The sequence below is a fragment of the Curtobacterium sp. UNCCL17 genome (assembly GCF_000686685.1).
Taxonomy (GTDB): domain Bacteria; phylum Actinomycetota; class Actinomycetes; order Actinomycetales; family Microbacteriaceae; genus Curtobacterium; species Curtobacterium flaccumfaciens.
In genome coordinates this window covers 85,145-104,288 of the sequence record NZ_JMLI01000017.1, presented here as the reverse complement: position 1 = coordinate 104,288, position 19,144 = coordinate 85,145, and the positions used below count along the sequence as shown (strand labels likewise).

The window sequence follows — 19,144 nt, the reverse complement described above, 5'->3', positions numbered from 1 at the left end:
CTGCGGCCCGATACCGAACCTCATCCGCGAGGTGTATTGACCGGAGGCCGCCGATCCCGTGGGATGGGTCCGGTGAACACGAGCGGGGAGAACGTGGACGAGGGGGCTGTCGGGGGCGACAGCCCTCGTCGTCGTCCCCGCTTCGCCCTGCTCGCAGCGGCGACGACGGTCCTCGTCGCCGCCCTGCTCGGCGCCGCGGCAGCCCCGGCCGTCGCGGTCGCCGCGGGTGGCCCGTCGGTCGTCACGGCCGCTGCGGACGCCCCGGCAGCCCCGGCCGCCGCCGCTCCCACCGCCACGCCCGGGACGAGCGAGATCGCCCCGCCGAACACCGGCCGTCCGGGCGCTCCGACGCCCACACCCACCCGTCCCGCCGTGCGGCCCACGATCGCCGATCCGGGTGACGTCACGACGGGGACGACGCGCTTCCACGGCACCGGTACCCCCGGGCACGCGGTCCGGGTGACGGGTCCGGCCGCGACGGGTTCGTCCGGGTGCACGACCCGGGTCGACCCGAACGGATCGTGGGCCTGCCTCGGAACCGTCCGCTCCGGTCCGCACCAGGTGTTCACGGTGCGCGACCTCACCGCCGCACTGCCCGTCGCGAGCGCACCGGCGTCGGACGTCATCGTCCCGCCGACCCTCTCGTCCGCCGGGCCCACCGGCGGGACGGTCTCCGGCACGGGGTACCCCGGATCGACCGTGACGCTCTCGGTGTCCGGGTCCTCGGCCCAGCAGACCGCCCGGGTCGGCGCAGACGGCCGGTGGGTCGCCGCCCTGGGGACCCGGGCCGACGGTCGGTTCACCGTCACGGCGTCGCAGACTGCCAGCACGGCCGACGGGTACCGGTCCGACCTGCGGAGCGCGGCCTCCGCTCCCGTGACGGTCACGGTCGACCGCACGGCGCCGGCCGCCCCGCGCATCACGACCCCGGACGACGGCCAGCGCATCGGCACCCGCTCGACGACGGTGGCCGGGACCGGTGAACCCGGCGCCCGCGTGACCGTGTACGTCGACCGTGCGCCGGTGTGCGGCGCGGTGGTGGGGTCGGACGCCTCGTGGTCGTGCTCCACCGCGGGGTCGACGTTGCGCGCCGGCGGGCACAAGCTCACTGCGACGCAGCACGACGTCGCGGGCAACTACTCCCGGTCGTCAGCCGCCGTGCGGGTCACGGTGCGGACCACCACCACGACCCCGACCGCAGCACCGACGCCGGCCGCCACGGACACCCCGGGGACACCGGGCACGTCGACGCCGGGGTCCAGCGCGACGGCGGGCACCCCCGGCACGACCGGCCACGGCGGAACCGGCAACGCCAACGGCACGAATGCCGCCGGCCACGGGGGCGACGGCGGCAACGACGACGGCGGCGCAGCAGGCACCGGCAACGGGTCCAGCAACGGCGACGGCACCGGCACTGGCAGCGGCACCGGCACCGGCAGCACCCCGGCCGGCGTCGGCAGCACCGGAGGCCACCCCGACTGGTCCGGACCCGCGGGCGACTGGACCGCGGCGACCACCTACGACCGCACCGTCCCGACCATCCAGGCCGCGTTCTCGTGGCGGACCGTCCTGGTCGCCACCGCCGTCGCCGCCGGGTTCCTCCTGCTCATCGCCGCGCCGCTCGCCCTCGTGGCCGCGGTCACCCGCGGCCGCCTCCGCTCGCCGTTCGCGGCGCTGCTCGGACGCAACCGCTCGCGGTCGGACCGCACACGGGGCGACGACGTCCTGCCGACCTGGGCGTCCATCGCCATCGCGGTGTCCGTCGCGGCGCTGTGCACCCTGCTCGGGGTCGGCGTCGAACTCGAGGCCCGGTACGCCCGTCTGGCGATCGCCGTCCTCGCCGGCACCGGTGTCCTGACCGCCGCCGTCGTGTTCGCCACGCGGTGGGCAGCCGGCAGCGATCACCGCGCCGTCGGGTTCCGGGTGTCGCCGTGGCTCGTCCTCGCAGCGCTCGTGGCGTGCGGCGTCACCCGTGCGGCCGACCTCTCCCCCGCCCTCATCGTCGGTGTCGTCCTCGTGCCGTCCGGCCGCCCCGGACTGGGGACCGGCCCGCTCCGCCTGGGCACCGGGATCGCCACGAGCGCCCGGGGTGCGACCTGGCGGGTGCTGGCCCTGCTCGGCCTCGCCGCGGCCGGCTGGGTGCTGCACAGCCTGCTCGCCGGCGGGGGCTTCTGGGTGTCGCTCGGGTCGGAGTTCGCCATCACCCTGTGCGTCGGTGGCCTCGGCGCCGTGGTCGCGACCCTGCTGCCCGTCGCGGGGTCCGCCGGCAGCGCGCTGCTCGCCGCCTCCCGCGGTCGGTACGTCGCGCTCGCGGTGGTCGCCGTGGCGCTAACCACCGCGGTCTACTCGGGGACGACCGGCACGCACGCCGCACCGGCCCTGCTCGTCGGGATCGCCGCGGCCTGTGTGGTGGCCGCGATCGCGGCCCTGGTCTGGCTGCGCACCGACCGGCGCGCGGCCCGCGTCTGAGCCGAGCCGGGCCTCCAGAGCGGTGCTCCGCTCCGCCCCCGGGACAGAAGACGCACATCCGGGCCGGTTCGCGGACAGCGGGCTAGTGTGACGATCGGACGACCACGCCGCACCGGACCAGCGGTGCAGCGGCGCCTCGTGACCGGTGCCCGCGCAGGACAGTCGGTGTGCACCGCACGACCGCGGCAGGAGCGATGATGACCGACACCCGACCCGACAGCCACCCCGACACGGACACGCGGTCCGACTACGACGCGACGCGCTTCCGCGAGGTGTTCGAGGGCAGCTTCACCTACGCCAACGGCTTCGCCCGCAACACCCACCGCTTCGCCGGCCGACCCGCGCTGCGCGAGCCGGAGACGGACCGCTCGTGGACCTACGCCGAACTCGGCGACGTCGTCGACCGGATCGCCGGGTGGCTCGTCCGGCACGGTGGCGGACGGGGTTCGGTCGTGATGGTCGAGCTGTTCAACACACCCGAGTTCGCGATGCTCTACCTGGCCTGCCACCGCATCGGCGCGGTGTTCTCGCCGACGAACTTCCGGCTCGCCCCCGACGAGGTCGCGTTCATCATCGAGGACTCCGCACCCGCCGTCCTGGTGCACGACACCGAGCGGACGAGTGCGATCACCGCTGCGCTGGGGTCGTCGCCGCACCGGCCGGACCAGGTCATCCCGGTCGGTGGCGACCACGACCGGTTCGCCGAGATGCTCGCGTCCGAGCCCCTCTCCCCCGAGGAACTCGCGGCGATCGGTCCGCGCAGCACCTACGACGAGTCCACCCGGCTCTACACCTCGGGCACCACCGGCCGGCCGAAGCCCGTACCCCTGCCGAGCCTGGTCGAGGTGCTCAGCGCACACGACGTGGTCATGCACTTCCCGCTCAGTCCGTTCGACAAGACGCTCAACATGTCGCCGCTGTTCCACCGCGGCGGCCTGTACTCCGGCGGCCCGAACCCGGTGTTCTACGTCGGCGCGGAACTCACGACGCTGCGCCACTTCGACGCCGACCGGGTGCTCGACCTGGTCGAGTCCGAACGCCTGACGTTCCTGATCGGCGCTCCGCCGAACCTGGTGCAGCTCGCCGACGCGCAGGAACGCCGGGCGCGGGACCTGTCGAGCCTCAACGGCATCGTCACGATGGGCGCACCACTCGACCGAGCCGCGGCACTGCGCTACCAGGAGCTGCTGTCGCCGCGGATCTTCAACGGCTACGGCACCACCGAGACCTTCTGGAACACGTTCCTGCGCCCCGAGGACTTCCCGGACGGCGCCGGTTCCACCGGTCGCGCATCGACCGACGACGACGTCGCCGTCGTCCGCGTGCACGAGGACCGTCTGGCCGACCCGACCGACACGGTGGCGAAGGACGGCACCGAGATCGGCGAGTTCGCCGTGCGCACCGTGAAGTCCGGCTACTCGTACCGGAACCCCGGGCTCGAGGCGGAGAAGTTCGCGAACGGCTGGTTCTACCCCGGCGACCTCGCCACGTGGGACGAGCACGAGCGGGTCACGATCGTGGGCCGCAAGGACGACATGGTGATCTCCGGTGGCGAGAACGTGCACCCGGTCCAGGTCGAGGCGGTGCTGCAGGAGCACCCCGGGGTCGCCGACTCCATCGTGGTGGGCGTGCCGGACCCGCGGTGGGGCGAGGTCGTCACGGCGTACGTCGTCCGTGCCGGCGACCGACTGCCGGCCGACGACGCCGAGGCAGCGGCCGCGCTCGAGGAGTGGACCGGCTCCCACCCGGGCCTCGCCCGGTACAAGCGTCCGCGGCGGTACCGCTTCGTCACGGACGTCCCCTACAACGCCACCGGCAAGAAGGTGCACTACCTGGCGAAGGACACGGCCGCGGCGGATGCGGCAGCCGGCCGGCTGATCGAGCCGTAGCGCGCCCGGAACGCGACCGGTGACGGCCTGGAGGCCCGTGGCGGCGCCGCCACGGGCCTCCAGGCCGTCAGCTGGTCGCGTCCACCGCGCGCCGGGGCGCGTTGCGCGCGAAGAGGCCGGGCAGGAGCCCGCCGATCTTCGTCCCGATGCACAGGCTGACGAAGGTCGCGAGCGGGGTCGCGAGCGCCTCCGGATCGAAGGTGGCCACCGCCACCAGCCCGACCGTCCCCGGCACGAGCAGCAGGAACGCCGGGAAGAACGACACCGTCGCCGGGATCGCCGGCACGAGCCGCTCGAGCAACCGGGTCGCGACGAACAGCAGCGCCGCTGCGGCCCCGGTCGCGACGACACTGCCCCAGAGCGGCGTCGTCGTACTCACCACGGCGTAGGCGGTGACCATGACCGCCACCGACACGAGCGTCAGGCGCCACCCGGACCGGAAGACCAGACCGAGCCCGACCGCGAGCACCACGACGGCGACCCACGACACCCAGTACGCCGGCACGGACTCCCAGCCGGCCAGGTCCGTGCCGACCCCCGCGACCTCGCCGACGAGCGCGGCCGACGACGGATCGACGTGCAACCCGGTCAGGGCGCTGCCGGACGCGATGCCGGCGGCCATGAAGCCGAGCATGATGAGTCCCTGGACCAGCCGCGACGACCCGGTGACGATGTCCGCGGCGGTGAGTTCGAGCAATGCGTTGGTGATGAGCGCGCCGGGGACGAAGACCGCGACCGGGGCGCAGACCGCGAAGAGCGGGACCTGCTCGAACCCGGTGCCCGCGGCGACCAGGCCGACGATCGCCGTCGACACGAACGCGGCCAGGAACGGGATGATCGCCACGGCTTCGCGGAAGCGCCGGAGGACCAGTCCGATCACGCCGACCAGACCACCGACGACGAGCGCCAGGACGATCGCCCACCAGGGGCAGCGGAAGACGACGGCCAGGCCGGCCGAGGTCAGGGCGTTGCCGAGGATCCACGGCAGGGCGGGCGGCGGGACGGTGCCCGCGCGGATGGCCCGGACGCGGGCGGGGATCTCGGCGAGGGCGATGGAGCCGCTCTCGAGCCCGAGCACGACGCGGTTGGCGCGGGCGGCCTGGCGGGACGACAGTTCGACGCCCTCGGCGTTGACGATGGTGGCGGCACCCGTCGAGACCTCGCTCACCATCACCAGGGCGGGCAGGACGCCGATCGCGAGCGTCGGTCCGACCCCGGCGGCGTCCCGGGCCTTCTCGAGCGCCGACCGGACGTCGGTCACGGAGCTGCCGGCGTCCAGGAGCAGGGCTCCGAGGGTGCCCAGGAGCATGCCGACCGGGACGCTCTCGCCGTCGACGACCTCGACGTGGGCCTCCGGTCGGCGGAGGGCGTTCTGCAGGTTGGCGAGTGCGCTTCCGAGTCCGACCACGATCGTCGATGCTACTGGGCGTGCGGTGTTCGGTACCCCCGGTGGGACTCGAACCCACAACTCGGCGATTTTAAGTCGCATGCCTCTACCGATTGGGCCACGGGGGCGGGCCGCAACAGCCTACCGATGCACGAAGGCGGCCACCCTTCACGGGTGACCGCCTTCGTGACGAGTGGTGCTACTTGGCGTCGGCCGGGGCCGTCACCGGCTCGGCGGCGTTGGAGACGTCCTTCGCGGGCTCGCCGTACACGGGGCCGGCGGCACCGGCGACCTTGCCCTCTTCCGGAGCCGGGGCTGCGGCGGGCGCGGCCGGGGCCTCGGCGGCGGGCTTCGGACGGGACACGAACGCCTCGAACGCGGCACGCGGGGTCTCGCGGTCGTCGAGCGACACGATGTCGCGGCCCAGGAAGAAGCCACCGACCCAGTCGCCGATGACGCGCCACTTGCGCTCCCACGACGGCATGGCCAGGCCGTGGTAGCCGCGGTGGGCGCCCCAGGCCAGGAAGCCCTTCATGGCGAACTTGCCGGACTGGAACACGCCGGTGCCCAGGCCGAGACCCGCGACGGCGCCGAGGTTCTCGTGCTTGTAGTCGGTCGTCGCCTCGCCACGGATGGTCGCGACGACGTTCTTCGCGAGCTGCTTGGCCTGGCGCACGGCGTGCTGGGCGTTCGGCACGCAGAACCCACCGACACCGCCACCGGTCAGGTCCGGCACGGCCGCGACGTCGCCGCAGGCCCATGCGTCGGCGATCACGCCGTTGTCGTCGACCACGCGCAGGTCGGGCTGCACGCGGATGCGGCCACGCTGCTCGAGCGGGAAGTCGGTGCCCTTGACCATCGGGTTCGCCATGACGCCGGCGGTCCAGATGATGAGGTCGGACGGGATGGTCTCGATCGCGCCGTCGCTCGTCTTGAGCTCGCAGACGCCACCCACGGCCGAGGCCAGCTGGGTCTCGAGGTGCACGGTCGCGCCACGCTCGGCGAGGTTCTTGAGCACCCAGTGCGAGGTCTCGAGCGAGACCTCGGGCATGATGCGGCCCATCGCCTCGACCAGGTGGAAGTGCGTGTCGTCGAACGACAGCTGCGGGTGGCTCTTCAGCAGGTCGGTGACGAAGGAGCGGAGCTCGGCGAACACCTCGATGCCGGCGAAGCCACCACCGACGACGACGACGGTGAGCAGGCGGTCGCGCTCGGGACCGGCCGGCAGGTTCGCCGCCTTGTGGAAGTTGCTGAGGATGCGGTCACGGATGGACGCGGCTTCCTCGATGGTCTTCAGGCCGATGGCCTCGTCCGCGACGCCCGGGATCGGGAACGTGCGGGACACCGCGCCGGCGGTCATGACGATCTGGTCGTAGGACTCCTCCCACGCCTCGCCCTCGGTCGGGGTGATCGTCGCCGTCTTGGTGGCGTGGTCGACCTTGGTGACCTTCGCCGTGACGACGCGGGTCTTCTTGAGGTGACGACGGTGCGCGACGACCGCGTGACGCGGCTCGATGGAGCCGGCGGCGACCTCGGGCAGGAACGGCTGGTACGTCATGTACGGCAGCGGGTCCACCATGACGACCTCGGCTTCGCCCTGGCGAAGGTGCTTCTCGAGCTTCCATGCGGTGTAGAAACCGGCGTAACCGCCGCCGACGACGAGGATCTTGGGCACGGGGGATGATCTCCTTGGATGGGGGTGTGCGGGAGTCGAGTCAGACTTCGCCGCCACCCGCCCCGACTCCAGCGTCTGCACCGTCATCATACGCCCGGCATGCACACCGGGAGGGCGACCAGTCCGCGCGCTCGAGCGCGAGGTCGCCGATGGGGTTGACGCCGGGTCCGGCGGCGAGGGCGTGGCCGACGAGGGCGTGCAGGCACTTCACGCGGGTGGGCATGCCACCGGCGCTGATGCCGTCGATCTCGTCGACGTGTTCGATCGACTCGCGATCGGCCAGGTAGGACTCGTGGGCCGCGCGGTACTGCGCGGCGACTTCGGGGTCCTCGAGCAGGGCTGCCAGCTCGGGCATCACCTGGTTGGCCTCGAGGGTGCTGACCGCAGCGGTGGCCGCGGGGTGGCACAGGTAGTAGAACGTCGGGAACGGGGTGCCGTTCGACAGCCGGGGCTTCGTGGAGACGACGGTGGGGTTGCCACAGACGCAGCGTGCCGCGATCCCGATGACGTCACGTGCCGGTCGGCCGAGCTGCGCCGACACGACCTGGACGTCGCGGTCGGAGGGCGGGTCGAAGGGAGGGGTCGTCACGGGAACGTGAGCCTACCGGAGAAGCGGAACCCCTCGCACCGTCGGGCCGGACGGCTGCGCGCCCTGCGGTCCGGGACTACTTGCTGTCGCCGGTCCCGGAGACGTCGGGGGCGACGAGGTCGGCTGCCCGCTCGTCGGTGAGCCCCGACTGCAGCACCGACGAGAGCATCGCCTGCACCCAGTCGACCTTGGGCGTCTGCACCTTCGCGCTCACGGGGGTGCCCGAGTCGGTGGTGGGGGTCTTGGTGGCGCCCTCGTCCTCGGCGCCCATCACGAGGTAGCTCTCCTCGCCCGGGTACACGTAGAGCAGTCGGTCGCGGGCCTGTGCCTCGATGTACGCCGGGTCGTCCCAGCGTGCGACGTCCTGCTTCTTCTGCGCGACGTCGGCCTTCTGGCTCGCGACCTCGTGCTGCTGCTGGGCGATCTGCTCCTGCTGCTGGATGAGCGTCCGGAGCGACGGCGCGAGCACCACCACGAAGAGCACGATGATCGCGAGCATGAGCAGGCTGAACCCGGAGAAGTGGATCGAGCGGTACCAGGGCTGCGCGGGCGTGCTGCCGTCGGGCATCGCCACGGGGACGCGGCGGACGCGGGGCTTCTGGCTGGGCACGGTCCGACGATAACCCGGCGCGGTCGGTCCGGCCGCCCGGCACGCGGCCGTTCGGCGCCCTCCCAGCGTCTCGCGTCGTCACCTCGAGGCAGCCGGGAGGCACGGCTTCGGCCCGCCCCTGGAGTCCCGCACCTGGAGCGGTCACCACACACCGCCCGGCGCACGTCCGGTGGTCACGTCCTGTCGGCCAGGCCCGGACCAACCGACGACTCACGACCACTCGACGCAGCGCGGGCGGGACGTCCTGACCGCTCGGCGCTCCGGGGCCGTGCACACACCGAGACGCCGTCCTCCCGGAGGAGGACGGCGTCTCGGTGGTGCGGGTACTGCTGGCCGGGCTGGTTACAGCGACGCGGCGCGCGGGAAGGCCGAGCGACCGGCGTACACCGCGGCGTCACCGAGCTCTTCCTCGATGCGGAGCAGCTGGTTGTACTTCGCGACGCGGTCCGAGCGGGCCGGTGCGCCGGTCTTGATCTGGCCACCGTCGACCGCGACCGCGATGTCCGCGATCGTGGTGTCCTCGGTCTCGCCGGAGCGGTGCGACAGGATCGAGGTCAGGCCGTGACGGTGCGCGAGCGAGACCGCGTCGAGGGTCTCGGTGAGCGTGCCGATCTGGTTGACCTTGACGAGGATCGAGTTCGCGGCCTTCTCGTCGATGCCCCGCTGCAGACGCTTCGGGTTGGTGACGAACAGGTCGTCGCCGACGATCTGGACCTTGTCGCCGAGCTCGGCGGTCAGGTGCGACCAGCCTTCCCAGTCGTCCTCGGCCAGCGGGTCCTCGATGGTGACGAGGGGGTAGTTCGCGACGAGCTCGGCGAAGTAGGAGGTGAACTCCTGGCTCGAGAGCTGCTTGCCCTCGAACTGGTACTTGCCGTCCGAGAAGAACTCGGTGGACGCGACGTCGAGGCCGACGGCGATGTCCTTGCCGGGCGTGTAGCCGGCCTTCTCGATCGCGGTGAGCAGGAAGTCGAGCGCCGCGCGGTTCGACGCGAGCTCCGGCGCGAAGCCGCCCTCGTCGCCGAGGCCGGTGGCCAGGCCCTGCTTCTTCAGCTCGCCCTTGAGGGCGTGGTAGGTCTCGACGCCCCAGCGGAGTGCCTCGGAGAAGGACTCGGCGCCGTAGGGCACCAGGAAGAACTCCTGGATGTCGACGTTGGTGTCCGCGTGGGCACCACCGTTGACGACGTTCATCAGCGGGACGGGCAGCGTGTGCGCGTTCGGGCCGCCGAGGTAGCGGAAGAGCGGCAGGTCGACCGAGTCGGCTGCGGCACGGGCCACGGCGAGCGAGGCACCGAGGATCGCGTTCGCGCCGAGGCGGGACTTGTTCTCGGTGCCGTCGAGCTCGATGAGCGCGGCGTCGACGAGGCGCTGGTCGGTGGCGTCGAAGCCCTCGAGCGCCGGGCCGATCTCGTCGAGGACGGCGTCGACGGCCTTGAGCACGCCCTTCCCGCCGTAGCGCGAGGCGTCGCCGTCGCGCAGCTCGTACGCCTCGAACGCGCCGGTGGATGCACCGGACGGGACGAGCGCGCGGGACACGACGCCGTCGTCGAGGAGGACCTCGACCTCGACCGTCGGGTTGCCTCGGGAATCGAGGACTTCGCGTGCGCCTACGGCATCGATCAGGGCCACGGGGTACTCCCTACACATTGGTTGTGGTGATTGCGGTGTCGATCCTAGCGAGCGGAGGTGAACACGACGTCGGCCGTGACGCCCCGCTGTGGACGAGTCCGTGCTGGAACGAGGACTGGGTGCTCAGTCGAGCGGGCGGAACGCGACGCCCTCGAGCGACGCGGTCTCCGCCGAGACGGTGGCGAACGCCGTGAAGCCCTGGGCGGCGAGGCCGGCGAGCAGGTTCTTCGTGTTCTTCGTGCGGCGCTCGAGCCGGACGCGTCGGTGGGACGCCAGCGCCTCGGTCTTCAGCGCGGCGAGCCGGACCGGGTCGACGTCCTTGTCGTACACGAGCACGACGGCGTCGGCCTCGGCGGACTCCGGGAGGGTCACGAGGTCGACGAGCCGCTCGAACCCGAGCGAGAACCCGACCGCGGGGACGTCCTGCCCGAGGAACCGGCCGATCATCCCGTCGTACCGGCCGCCGCCACCGAGGCTGTAGCCGAAGTCGGGGTGCGCGACCTCGAAGATCGTGCCCGTGTAGTACCCCATGCCGCGCACGAGCGTCGGGTCGAAGCGCAGGTCCACCCCGGGCAGCGCCTCGCGCAGGCGGAGCAGGTCGGCGAAGGCCTCGGCGTCGAGCCACGGCGCCCCCTCGACCGACGTCCAGTCGGCGGCCTCGAGCGCGCGGATGGTGTCCTCGAGCCCGGGCAGGTCGGCACCCACGGTGCCGCGGAGCTCCGCCGCGACGCCGTCCGCACCGATCTTGTCGAGCTTGTCGATCGTGATGAGCGCGCGGTCGGCGGCGGCGGGCTCGGTGATCCCCCACGACGCGAGGAGCGCCAGCAGGATCCGGCGGTCGTTGATCCGGATCGTCGTGCCGCTGACCCCGAGGGCGTCGAGGGCCGCGGTCGTCGCGCGGATGAGCTCGATCTCGGCGAGCTGCCCGGGCTCCCCCAGGATGTCGATGTCGCACTGCACGAACTGGCGGTAGCGACCCTTCTGCGGGCGCTCGGCACGCCAGACCGGCGCGATCTGCACGGATCGGAACACCGACGGCAGCTCCGCGCGGTGCGAGGCGTAGAACCGGGCCAGCGGGACCGTCAGGTCGAACCGGAGACCGAGGTCGGCGAGGTCAAGCGGCGCTTCGGCGGCCTGCAGGTCCTCGGTGGTGAGCCCGCGCTTCATCACCGCGAACGCCAGCTTCTCGTTGTCACCGCCGAGCCCGGAGTGCAGCCGCGCAGCGTCCTCCACCACCGGGGTCTCGATCTCGTCGAAACCGTGCCGCGAGTAGACGTCCCGCACGACACCGAGCACGTGCTCGCGCCGGGCCTTGTCCGCCGGGAGGAAGTCACGCATGCCACGGGGTGCCGTCACGGTCGTTGCCATGCGGTCAATTCTGGCAGACGGGCGTCTCCGGCTTGCGCGCGTGCCGACCCACTGGCATACTGCATGCAGAACCTCGGTCCGGATCGTGCCTGATCCACGCTCCGGACCGATTCGCGGGGCGACGTGCTGCAGTGCGTCCCGCGGTTCGAGCGGGCTTCCCTGTCGGCCCCTCTCCCTGGTGGAGCCGACGCCCGCTCACGGGCGCCCTCTCTTTTTCGGGTTGGGAGGGCGCCCGTTCTCCCTTGCCCGGAGCGATCTCCCGACCGGGGATCACTCCGCAGCCCGACCGGCCTCCTCCAGCGCCGACACCGCGGCCCGCAGACTGGCGACCGGGTCCACCCCGCGTCGTGCCGCAGCCGCGACCTCCCCGAGCACCGCTCGCCCCCACTCGGCGTCGACCGTCCCCACCCCGTCGTCCGCGGGCGCGTCGGACGCGGCGGACGCACCACGGGCCTCCAGGCCGACGCCGGAACCGGCCCCGACGACGGACGCGACGACCGCGTCGGCATCCCCGCGTTCCGCCAGGCGTTCCAGCAGCTTCACCGCACGCTCAAGCGGCGGCATCGCCCGCGGCACCCCGTCGAACGCACTCCGCCGGGTCGCCTTCTCGGCTGCCTTGGCCGCACGCCAGACCCGCACGACGTCCTCGACGGTGTCCGCCGTCTCGTCGCCGAACACGTGCGGGTGCCGCCTGGTCATCTTGTCCCGCACCCCGGCGGCGACGTCCTCGAGGGTGAAGTCCCCCGCGCGGGCGGCGATCCCCGCGTGCAGGACCACCTGGTAGAGCAGGTCGCCGAGTTCCTCGCGGACGTCGTCCGGGTCGCCGTCGTCGATGGCGTCGACGAGTTCGTACGACTCCTCGACGGCGTAGCGCGCGAGCGAGGCGTGGGTCTGCGCCCGGTTCCAGACGCACCCGCCGTCCTCGGCGAGCAGGTGGTCGACGACGGTCACGAGGTCCGGTACGGCGGTCATCTGGTCATCGTGCCACCCGCGTAGACTGGCCGTGGTGTGTCGGGAAGTCTGGTCGACGGACACTCACCCGACCCCTCGAGACGGAGATCCATGTCGTCCCTCGTCCGCTCCCCCCGCTTCAGCGCCATCGCGCTCCTCACCGCCGCCGTGCTCGGCCTGGTCGTCGCGAACTCCCCGATCGGCCCCGGCCTCGAACGGTTGCTCGACGCGCACCTGCCGCTCGGTGCCCTGGGCCTCGACCTGTCCATCGCGCACTGGATCAGCGACGGGCTGCTCGCGGTCTTCTTCCTGCTCGTCGCGATCGAGCTGAAGCAGGAACTCGTCGACGGCGAGCTGTCGAACCCCAAGACCGCGATCATCCCCGCCATCGCGGCGGTCGGCGGCGTGCTCGTCCCGGCCGGCATCTTCCTGCTCGTCACCGCGGGCACGCCGTACACGCACGGTTGGCCGATCCCGACGGCGACGGACATCGCGTTCGCGCTCGGGGTGCTCGCCATGTTCGGTCGCGGGCTGCCGAGCGGCATCCGGGTGTTCCTGCTCGCGCTGGCCGTGCTCGACGACCTCATCGCGATCATCATCATCGCCGTGGTGTTCGCCCACGACACCGACTTCCTGGCCCTCGCGGGCGCTGTCGTCACCCTCGCGGCGTTCTGGCTGCTCGGCCGGATGCTCCGTCCGGGGCGCAGCGGGCAGACGCTCGTCATCGTGGCGATGGTCGTCGTCGGGCTCCTGACCTGGTGGCTCGTCTACCACTCCGGTGTGCACGCCACGATCGCCGGCGTCGCCCTCGGGCTCGTGCTGCCCCGACGCCCGGGCCACACCCTGCACGAGAACGTCGAACCGTGGTCGAACGCCATCGTGCTGCCGGTGTTCGCGTTCGCGTCGGCCGCTGTCATCATCCCCTCGGTCGGCATCAGCGAGCTCTCCCCCACGTTCTGGGCGGTCGTCCTCGCACTGCCGGTCGGCAAGGTCATCGGCATCACGCTGTTCGGCACGATCGCCACGCGGATCTTCCGCTCGCCCGGCCGCTCGTCGCTGTCGTTCTTCTCGATCATCACCGTCGGGGTGCTCGGCGGCATCGGGTTCACGGTGTCGCTGCTCATGAACGAGCTGGCGTTCGCCCGCAACGAGGAGATCCTCGACGAGGGCGTCCTCGCCGTGCTCGTCGGCTCGGGCATCGCCATCGTCGCGTCGGCCGTCGTCGTCACCCTGCGGGCGCGGGCGTACCGCGCGCGCCGCGAGCTGTCCGAGGCCGAGGACACCGAGTAGCGGGTCGCGGGCCGCGGCGCAGCCGACGCGGAGCGACAGGGTCGACGTCGTACGACGTCGACCCTGTCGCTCCGCATCAGCGGACAGGTGGATCGTCGCGAACGGCGTGCGCGCCGTGGACGTGGCCGATGACGGCCTGGAGGCACGGTGCGGGCCCGCACCGTGCCTCCTGTCCGTCTCCGCTCGCGTCTACGCGGCCGGCGCCTCGGCCGGGGTCGTCGCCCCGTACACGGCGGTGAGGATGCTCTCCACCCACTGGATGAGGGCGTCGTCCGGCAGCGCCTGGTCGTGCGGCCGCGGCATCGGGATGCTCGTCGCGTTCTGCTGCGGGAACCAGCGCGCCCCCGGGAACATGCGCTTCAGGCGCACCTGCGACGAGTCGGCGAGCTCCTTGCCGGCCACCCGCAGGTTCGAGCCCATCACCACGACGTCGGACAGGCCGACCTGCTGCGCCATGCGACGGAGACGGGAGACCTCGACCAGGGTCTGCACGGCCTGCGGCGGCTGCCCGTAGCGGTCGGTGAGCTCGTCGAGCACCATGTCGATCGCGTTCGGCTGTGCCGTCGGGGCCGAGGCCGCCGAGAGCTTCTGGTACGCCTCGAGCCGGAGTCGCTCGGACTCGACGTAGTCCTCGGGGATGTGCGCGTCGACGGGGATCTCGAGCCGGAGCTCGGTCTGCCCCTCGGCGACGTCGCCACGGAACTGCGACACGGCCTCGCCGATCATCCGCAGGTACAGGTCGAACCCGACGCCCGCGATGTGGCCGGACTGCTCCCCGCCGAGCAGGTTGCCGGCCCCGCGGATCTCGAGGTCCTTCATGGCGACCTGCATGCCCGCGCCGAGCTCGTTGTTCGCGGCGATGGTCTCGAGGCGGTCCTGCGCGGTCTCGGACAGCGGCTTGTCGGAGTCGTAGAGGAAGTACGCGTACCCGCGCTCCCGCCCACGGCCGACACGACCGCGCAGCTGGTGCAGCTGCGACAGGCCGTACTTGTCCGCCTTGTCGATGATGAGTGTGTTCGCGTTCGCGATGTCGAGGCCGGTCTCGATGATCGTCGTCGAGACGAGGACGTCGAAGCGGCGCTCCCAGAAGTCGACCATGACCTGCTCGAGGGTGGTCTCGGACATCTGCCCGTGCGCCACGGCGATGCGGGCGTCCGGCACGATCTCGGCCAGGTGTGCGGCGACCGACTGGATGTCCTTCACGCGGTTGTGCACGTAGAACACCTGGCCCTCGCGCAGCAGTTCGCGGCGGATCGCCGCCGCCACCTGCAGGTCGGACTGCGGCCCGACGAAGGTCAGGATGGGGTGGCGGTCCTCGGGCGGGGTCGCCAGGGTCGACATCTCGCGGATGCCCGTGACCGCCATCTCGAGCGAGCGCGGGATCGGGGTCGCCGACATCGCCAGGACGTCGACGTTCGTCTTGAACTTCTTGAGCTGGTCCTTGTGCTCGACGCCGAACCGCTGTTCCTCGTCGATGATGACGAGCCCGACGTCCTTGAAGGTGATGCCCTGCGACAGGATCCGGTGGGTCGCGATGACGATGTCGACCGTGCCGTCGGCGAGCCCGGCGATGGTCTCCTTCGACTCCTTCTCGGTCTGGAAGCGGCTCAGGGCGCGCAGGTGCACGGGGAACCCGGCGAAGCGCTCCTGGAACGTCTCCATGTGCTGGCGGACGAGCAGGGTCGTCGGGACGAGCATGACGACCTGCTTGCCGTCCTGCACGGCCTTGAACGCGGCACGGATCGCGACCTCGGTCTTGCCGTAGCCGACGTCGCCGGACAGCAGGCGGTCCATCGGGATCGGGCGTTCCATGTCGCGCTTGATCTCGTCGATCGTGGTGAGCTGGTCGGCGGTCTCGGCGAACGGGAACGCCTCTTCCAGCTCGCGCTGCCACGGGGTGTCCGGGCCGAACGCGTGCCCCTTCGACGCCATCCGCGCCGAGTACAGCTTGACCAGGTCGACGGCGATGTCACGGACGGCCTTGCGCGCCTTCGACTTGGCTGCGGACCAGTCCGAGCCGCCCATCTTCGACAGGGTCGGGGACTCACCACCGACGTAGCGCGACAGCTGGTCGAGCTGGTCGGTCGGCACGAAGAGCTTGTCGCCCGGGTAGTTGCGCTTCGACGGCGCGTACTCGAGCACGAGGTACTCGCGCTGCGTCTTCACGGCGTTGCGGCCACCGCTGGAGACCTCGCGGCTGACGAGCTCGACGAACTTGCCGATGCCGTGGGTCGCGTGCACGACGACGTCGCCCGGCTTGAGCTGCAGCGGGTCGACGACGTTCTTGCGCCGGCTCGCGAGCTTCTTGACGGTGCGGGCGCCCTGCTGGACGCTGCGGCCGTAGAACTCGGCTTCGCTCAGGACCGCGATGCGGGGGTCGGGGATCGCGAAGCCGTGCTCGACGGTCGCGGTCGTCACGACGGCGACGCCGGGCTCGGGCGGCGCGGTCACGGCATCGGCACGGGCGGCGACCCCGGCGTCGGCGAGCACCTGCACCGCACGCTCGACGAGGCCCTGGCCCTGCGCGGTCACCACGACGGCCCACCCGTCGTCGGTCAGCGACTTGACGTGCGCGATCGCCCCGTCGGCGCTGCCCGCGAAGCTCGGGACGGCCTCGGCCCGGACGCGGATGTACTCACCGGCCTCGGCAGCGGCCTCGGCGTCGGTGAGGACGCGCTCGGTGTCCCCTTCGTCGAGGCCGGAGTCGAACGGCGACACCGTCCACCAGGTGCGCTGGCCGCGGGTGTTCTTGAGCTGCTGCACGGTCAGGAAGTTGCCGGCGTCGAGGTCGATCGGGGCCTGTGCACCCGCGACCGCTGCGCTCCAGGCCGCCTGCAGGAACTCGGTGTTCGTCTCGGCGAGGCTGTTCGCCCGACCGTTCACCCGCTCGGGCGAGAACACCGCGATGGTGGCGTCGTCCGGCAGGTAGGAGGTCATCGGCACGAGGTCCTGCACGAGCGCCGGAGCGAGGGACTCCATGCCCTCGACCGGGATGCCCTCGGCGATCTTCGCGAGCATCTGGGACAGGTTCGGGAACTCGTGCAGCATCTCGCGCGCCCGCTGCCGGACGTCGTCGCTGAGCAGGAGTTCGCGCGAGGCGGTGAGCTCGACCGAGCCGAGGTCGTCCTCTGTCGTGCGCTGGTCGGCGACCGAGAACGCCTTGATCGCCTCGATCTCGTCGCCGAAGAAGTCGACGCGTGCCGGGTGGTCGGCCGTCGGTGGGAAGACGTCGAGGATGCCACCGCGCACCGCGAACTCACCACGGCGGGTGACGAGGTCGACGCGGGAGTAGGCGAGGTCCACCAGCTGGGACGCGATCGCCGCCAGGTCGTTGCCCCGCGAGTCGGTCCGCAGCACCACCGGCGCCAGGGACGTCAGGTTGCTCGCGATCGGCTGCAGCGCGGCGCGGACGCTCGCGACGACGATGGTCTGGCGACGCTCGGCGGGGTCCGCCGCCTGCCACGCCGCGAGCTTCCGGAGCGTCGCGATGCGCGTGCCGACGGTCTGGGCACTCGGGCTGAGGCGTTCGTGCGGCAGGGTCTCCCACGCCGGGAACTCGAGCACGTCGGCGTCGGGGACGTAGCTGCCGAACGCTTCGCGGACCGCTTCGGCTTCACGCCCGGTCGCCGTGATGACGAGGACGCACTGCGGACCGTGGCGCTCGGCGAGCAGCGCGCCGAGCAGCGGCACGCGCAGGCCGTCCACGACGGAGAAGTCGGCGTCGCGCGGTGCGGCGCGCAGCACGCGATCGAAGGCGGAGGCGCGCGAGAGCGCAGGGATGATGCCCGAGATCGTCACTCAGGAGATGGTACCGGCCGCCACCGACACCGGCCGCGGCGTGCGCGACGGGCGAACAGCGCCGAGCGCTCAGGACGGAGCGTGCACGCGCTGCTGTGCGGCGAGCAGCCCGACCTCGGCGATCGCTTCCACCGCGTCGGCCGCGTCGGCCAGCAGGATCGGCAGCGTCTTCTTCTCGGCTGCGGAGAAGTCACGCAGCACGTAGTCGGCCGGGTCCTGCCGACCGGGCGGACGCCCGATGCCGACCCGGACGCGCATGAACTCGTTCGTGCCGGTGGCCTTGATGATGTCGCGCAGCCCGTTGTGCCCGCCGTGCCCGCCGTTGCCCTTCAGGCGGACGGTGTCGAACGGCAGGTCGAGCTCGTCGTGCACGACGACGAGGTCGGCCGGGGTGGCGCCGTAGAACCCGAGCACCGAAGAGACCGGTCCGCCCGAGGTGTTCATGAACGACCCGGGCTTCGCCAGCACGAGTCGTGTGCCGCCGGGAACCAGGCGCCCCTCGGCGACCTGGTTCGGCGTCTTGTGCTTCTTGAACGACGCTCCCATGCGGGAAGCGAGTTCGTCGAGGACCATCTGGCCGACGTTGTGGCGGTTGCCGGCGTAGTCGGGCCCGGGGTTCCCGAGCCCGACCACCACCAGGATGCTGCTGCCGTTCATGAGCGCAGTGTCACAGCGTCGACCAGATGTCTTCGAAGGGGTGTTACTCGGAGTCCGCGGCGCCCTCGGCACCCGACTCGGCACCGGCCTCGGCCGAGGCCTCGTCCGCGGCGTCGTCGTCTGCGGTGCCACGCGGGGTGACGATCGCGACGACCAGCGCCTCGGGGTCGGTCTCGAGCTCGGCGCCCTCGGGGAGCTCGAGCTGCGAGGCGTGGATCTGCACGCCGTCCTCGAGGCCCTCGACGTTCACGGAGACGTGCTCCGGGATGTCGGTGGCGAGCACGAGCAGCGAGATCGTGTTGAGGTCCTGCACGTGGATGGTGCCGGAGAAGGACTCGCCCTCGACGACGACGGGCACGTCGACCGTGACCTTCTCGCCGCGACGGAGGACCACGAGGTCGATGTGCTCGATGATCTGGCGCACCGGGTCACGCTGGACGTCCTTGACGAGGGCGAGCTGCGCAGCGCCCTCGATGTCGAGGTCGACGACCGCGTTGGCGGTACGGACGAGCAGCATGGTCTCGTGACCGGGCAGCGAGATGTGCATCGGCTCGGTGCCGTGGCCGTAGACGACCGCGGGGATCTTGTCGGCCGCGCGGAGCTTGCGAGCAGCGCCCTTGCCGAACTTGGTGCGGACTTCCGCTGCGAGCTTGGTGTAGTCGGCCATGGTGCCTCCTGGTGTCGGGGACGACGCCGGGGTGCCGGCATCGTGGGGGTCTGTGGTGTTGCAACTCGAACGCGTGCACGCGTGAGGAACGATCCCAGGGTCTTGCCGGGTATCCCACCGCGTCGATCACGGCCGCGCGTACGCAGCCCTCGCCGAAGTCAGGGACTG

At 71.9% G+C, this 19,144-nt stretch carries 13 protein-coding genes and 1 tRNA gene; 3 read left to right on the top strand and 11 right to left on the bottom strand.

The window, feature by feature from the left end; translation table 11 throughout:
- Nucleotides 1–72 precede the first annotated feature (72 nt).
- A complete protein-coding gene (locus BR70_RS0100650) occupies nucleotides 73–2,469 on the top strand; it encodes an Ig-like domain-containing protein (RefSeq protein WP_155896718.1) in 2,397 nt (798 codons plus the stop codon).
- A gap of 197 nt (nucleotides 2,470–2,666) precedes the next feature.
- Nucleotides 2,667–4,358, top strand: a complete 1,692-nt coding sequence (locus tag BR70_RS0100645) for a class I adenylate-forming enzyme family protein (RefSeq protein ID WP_027464497.1) — start codon at nucleotides 2,667–2,669, stop codon at nucleotides 4,356–4,358.
- Between the two features lie 67 nt (nucleotides 4,359–4,425).
- On the opposite strand, the gene BR70_RS0100640 is transcribed toward BR70_RS0100645, so the two are convergent.
- From BR70_RS0100640 to BR70_RS0100605, 8 genes are all read right to left on the bottom strand, one after another.
- The gene (locus BR70_RS0100640) at nucleotides 4,426–5,766 is read right to left on the bottom strand and encodes a threonine/serine exporter family protein (RefSeq protein WP_027464496.1); all 1,341 of its coding nucleotides are present in this window, start codon (nucleotides 5,764–5,766) and stop codon (nucleotides 4,426–4,428) included.
- A 33-nt stretch (nucleotides 5,767–5,799) separates the two neighbouring features.
- Nucleotides 5,800–5,873 (bottom strand) — tRNA-Leu (locus BR70_RS0100635).
- A gap of 71 nt (nucleotides 5,874–5,944) precedes the next feature.
- On the bottom strand, nucleotides 5,945–7,420 hold the full coding sequence (locus BR70_RS18830; RefSeq protein WP_035807555.1) for an NAD(P)/FAD-dependent oxidoreductase: 1,476 nt from the start codon (nucleotides 7,418–7,420) through the stop codon (nucleotides 5,945–5,947).
- A gap of 40 nt (nucleotides 7,421–7,460) precedes the next feature.
- On the bottom strand, nucleotides 7,461–8,009 hold the full coding sequence (locus tag BR70_RS0100625; protein ID WP_027464495.1) for a DUF501 domain-containing protein: 549 nt from the start codon (nucleotides 8,007–8,009) through the stop codon (nucleotides 7,461–7,463).
- Nucleotides 8,010–8,085: 76 nt separating this feature from the next.
- Nucleotides 8,086–8,619 carry an FtsB family cell division protein gene (locus tag BR70_RS21965; RefSeq protein ID WP_081827163.1) on the bottom strand — a complete coding sequence of 178 codons (534 nt, stop codon included), beginning with the start codon at nucleotides 8,617–8,619 and terminating at the stop codon, nucleotides 8,086–8,088.
- Nucleotides 8,620–8,961: 342 nt separating this feature from the next.
- Nucleotides 8,962–10,245, bottom strand: a complete 1,284-nt coding sequence (gene eno / locus BR70_RS0100615) for a phosphopyruvate hydratase (RefSeq protein ID WP_027464494.1) — start codon at nucleotides 10,243–10,245, stop codon at nucleotides 8,962–8,964.
- 123 nt (nucleotides 10,246–10,368) lie between these two features.
- The gene (gene hisS / locus BR70_RS0100610) at nucleotides 10,369–11,613 is read right to left on the bottom strand and encodes a histidine--tRNA ligase (RefSeq protein WP_027464493.1); all 1,245 of its coding nucleotides are present in this window, start codon (nucleotides 11,611–11,613) and stop codon (nucleotides 10,369–10,371) included.
- 270 nt (nucleotides 11,614–11,883) lie between these two features.
- Nucleotides 11,884–12,585 (bottom strand): MazG family protein, encoded by a 702-nt coding sequence (locus BR70_RS0100605; protein ID WP_027464492.1) that lies wholly within the window; start codon nucleotides 12,583–12,585, stop codon nucleotides 11,884–11,886.
- Between the two features lie 90 nt (nucleotides 12,586–12,675).
- On the opposite strand from BR70_RS0100605, the gene nhaA reads away from it, so the two are divergent.
- On the top strand, nucleotides 12,676–13,854 hold the full coding sequence (nhaA, locus tag BR70_RS0100600; RefSeq protein ID WP_027464491.1) for a Na+/H+ antiporter NhaA: 1,179 nt from the start codon (nucleotides 12,676–12,678) through the stop codon (nucleotides 13,852–13,854).
- 189 nt (nucleotides 13,855–14,043) lie between these two features.
- On the opposite strand, the gene mfd is transcribed toward nhaA, so the two are convergent.
- The 3 genes from mfd to BR70_RS0100585 form a co-directional block, all read right to left on the bottom strand.
- Nucleotides 14,044–17,652 carry a transcription-repair coupling factor gene (gene mfd / locus BR70_RS0100595; protein ID WP_027464490.1) on the bottom strand — a complete coding sequence of 1,203 codons (3,609 nt, stop codon included), beginning with the start codon at nucleotides 17,650–17,652 and terminating at the stop codon, nucleotides 14,044–14,046.
- Between the two features lie 69 nt (nucleotides 17,653–17,721).
- Nucleotides 17,722–18,309: an aminoacyl-tRNA hydrolase gene (gene pth / locus BR70_RS0100590; RefSeq protein WP_027464489.1), complete on the bottom strand. Its 588-nt coding sequence runs from the start codon at nucleotides 18,307–18,309 to the stop codon at nucleotides 17,722–17,724.
- Between the two features lie 43 nt (nucleotides 18,310–18,352).
- Entirely contained in the window at nucleotides 18,353–18,976 is a 624-nt protein-coding gene (locus tag BR70_RS0100585) for a 50S ribosomal protein L25/general stress protein Ctc (RefSeq protein ID WP_027464488.1), read from the bottom strand.
- Between the last annotated feature and the right edge of the window lie 168 nt (nucleotides 18,977–19,144).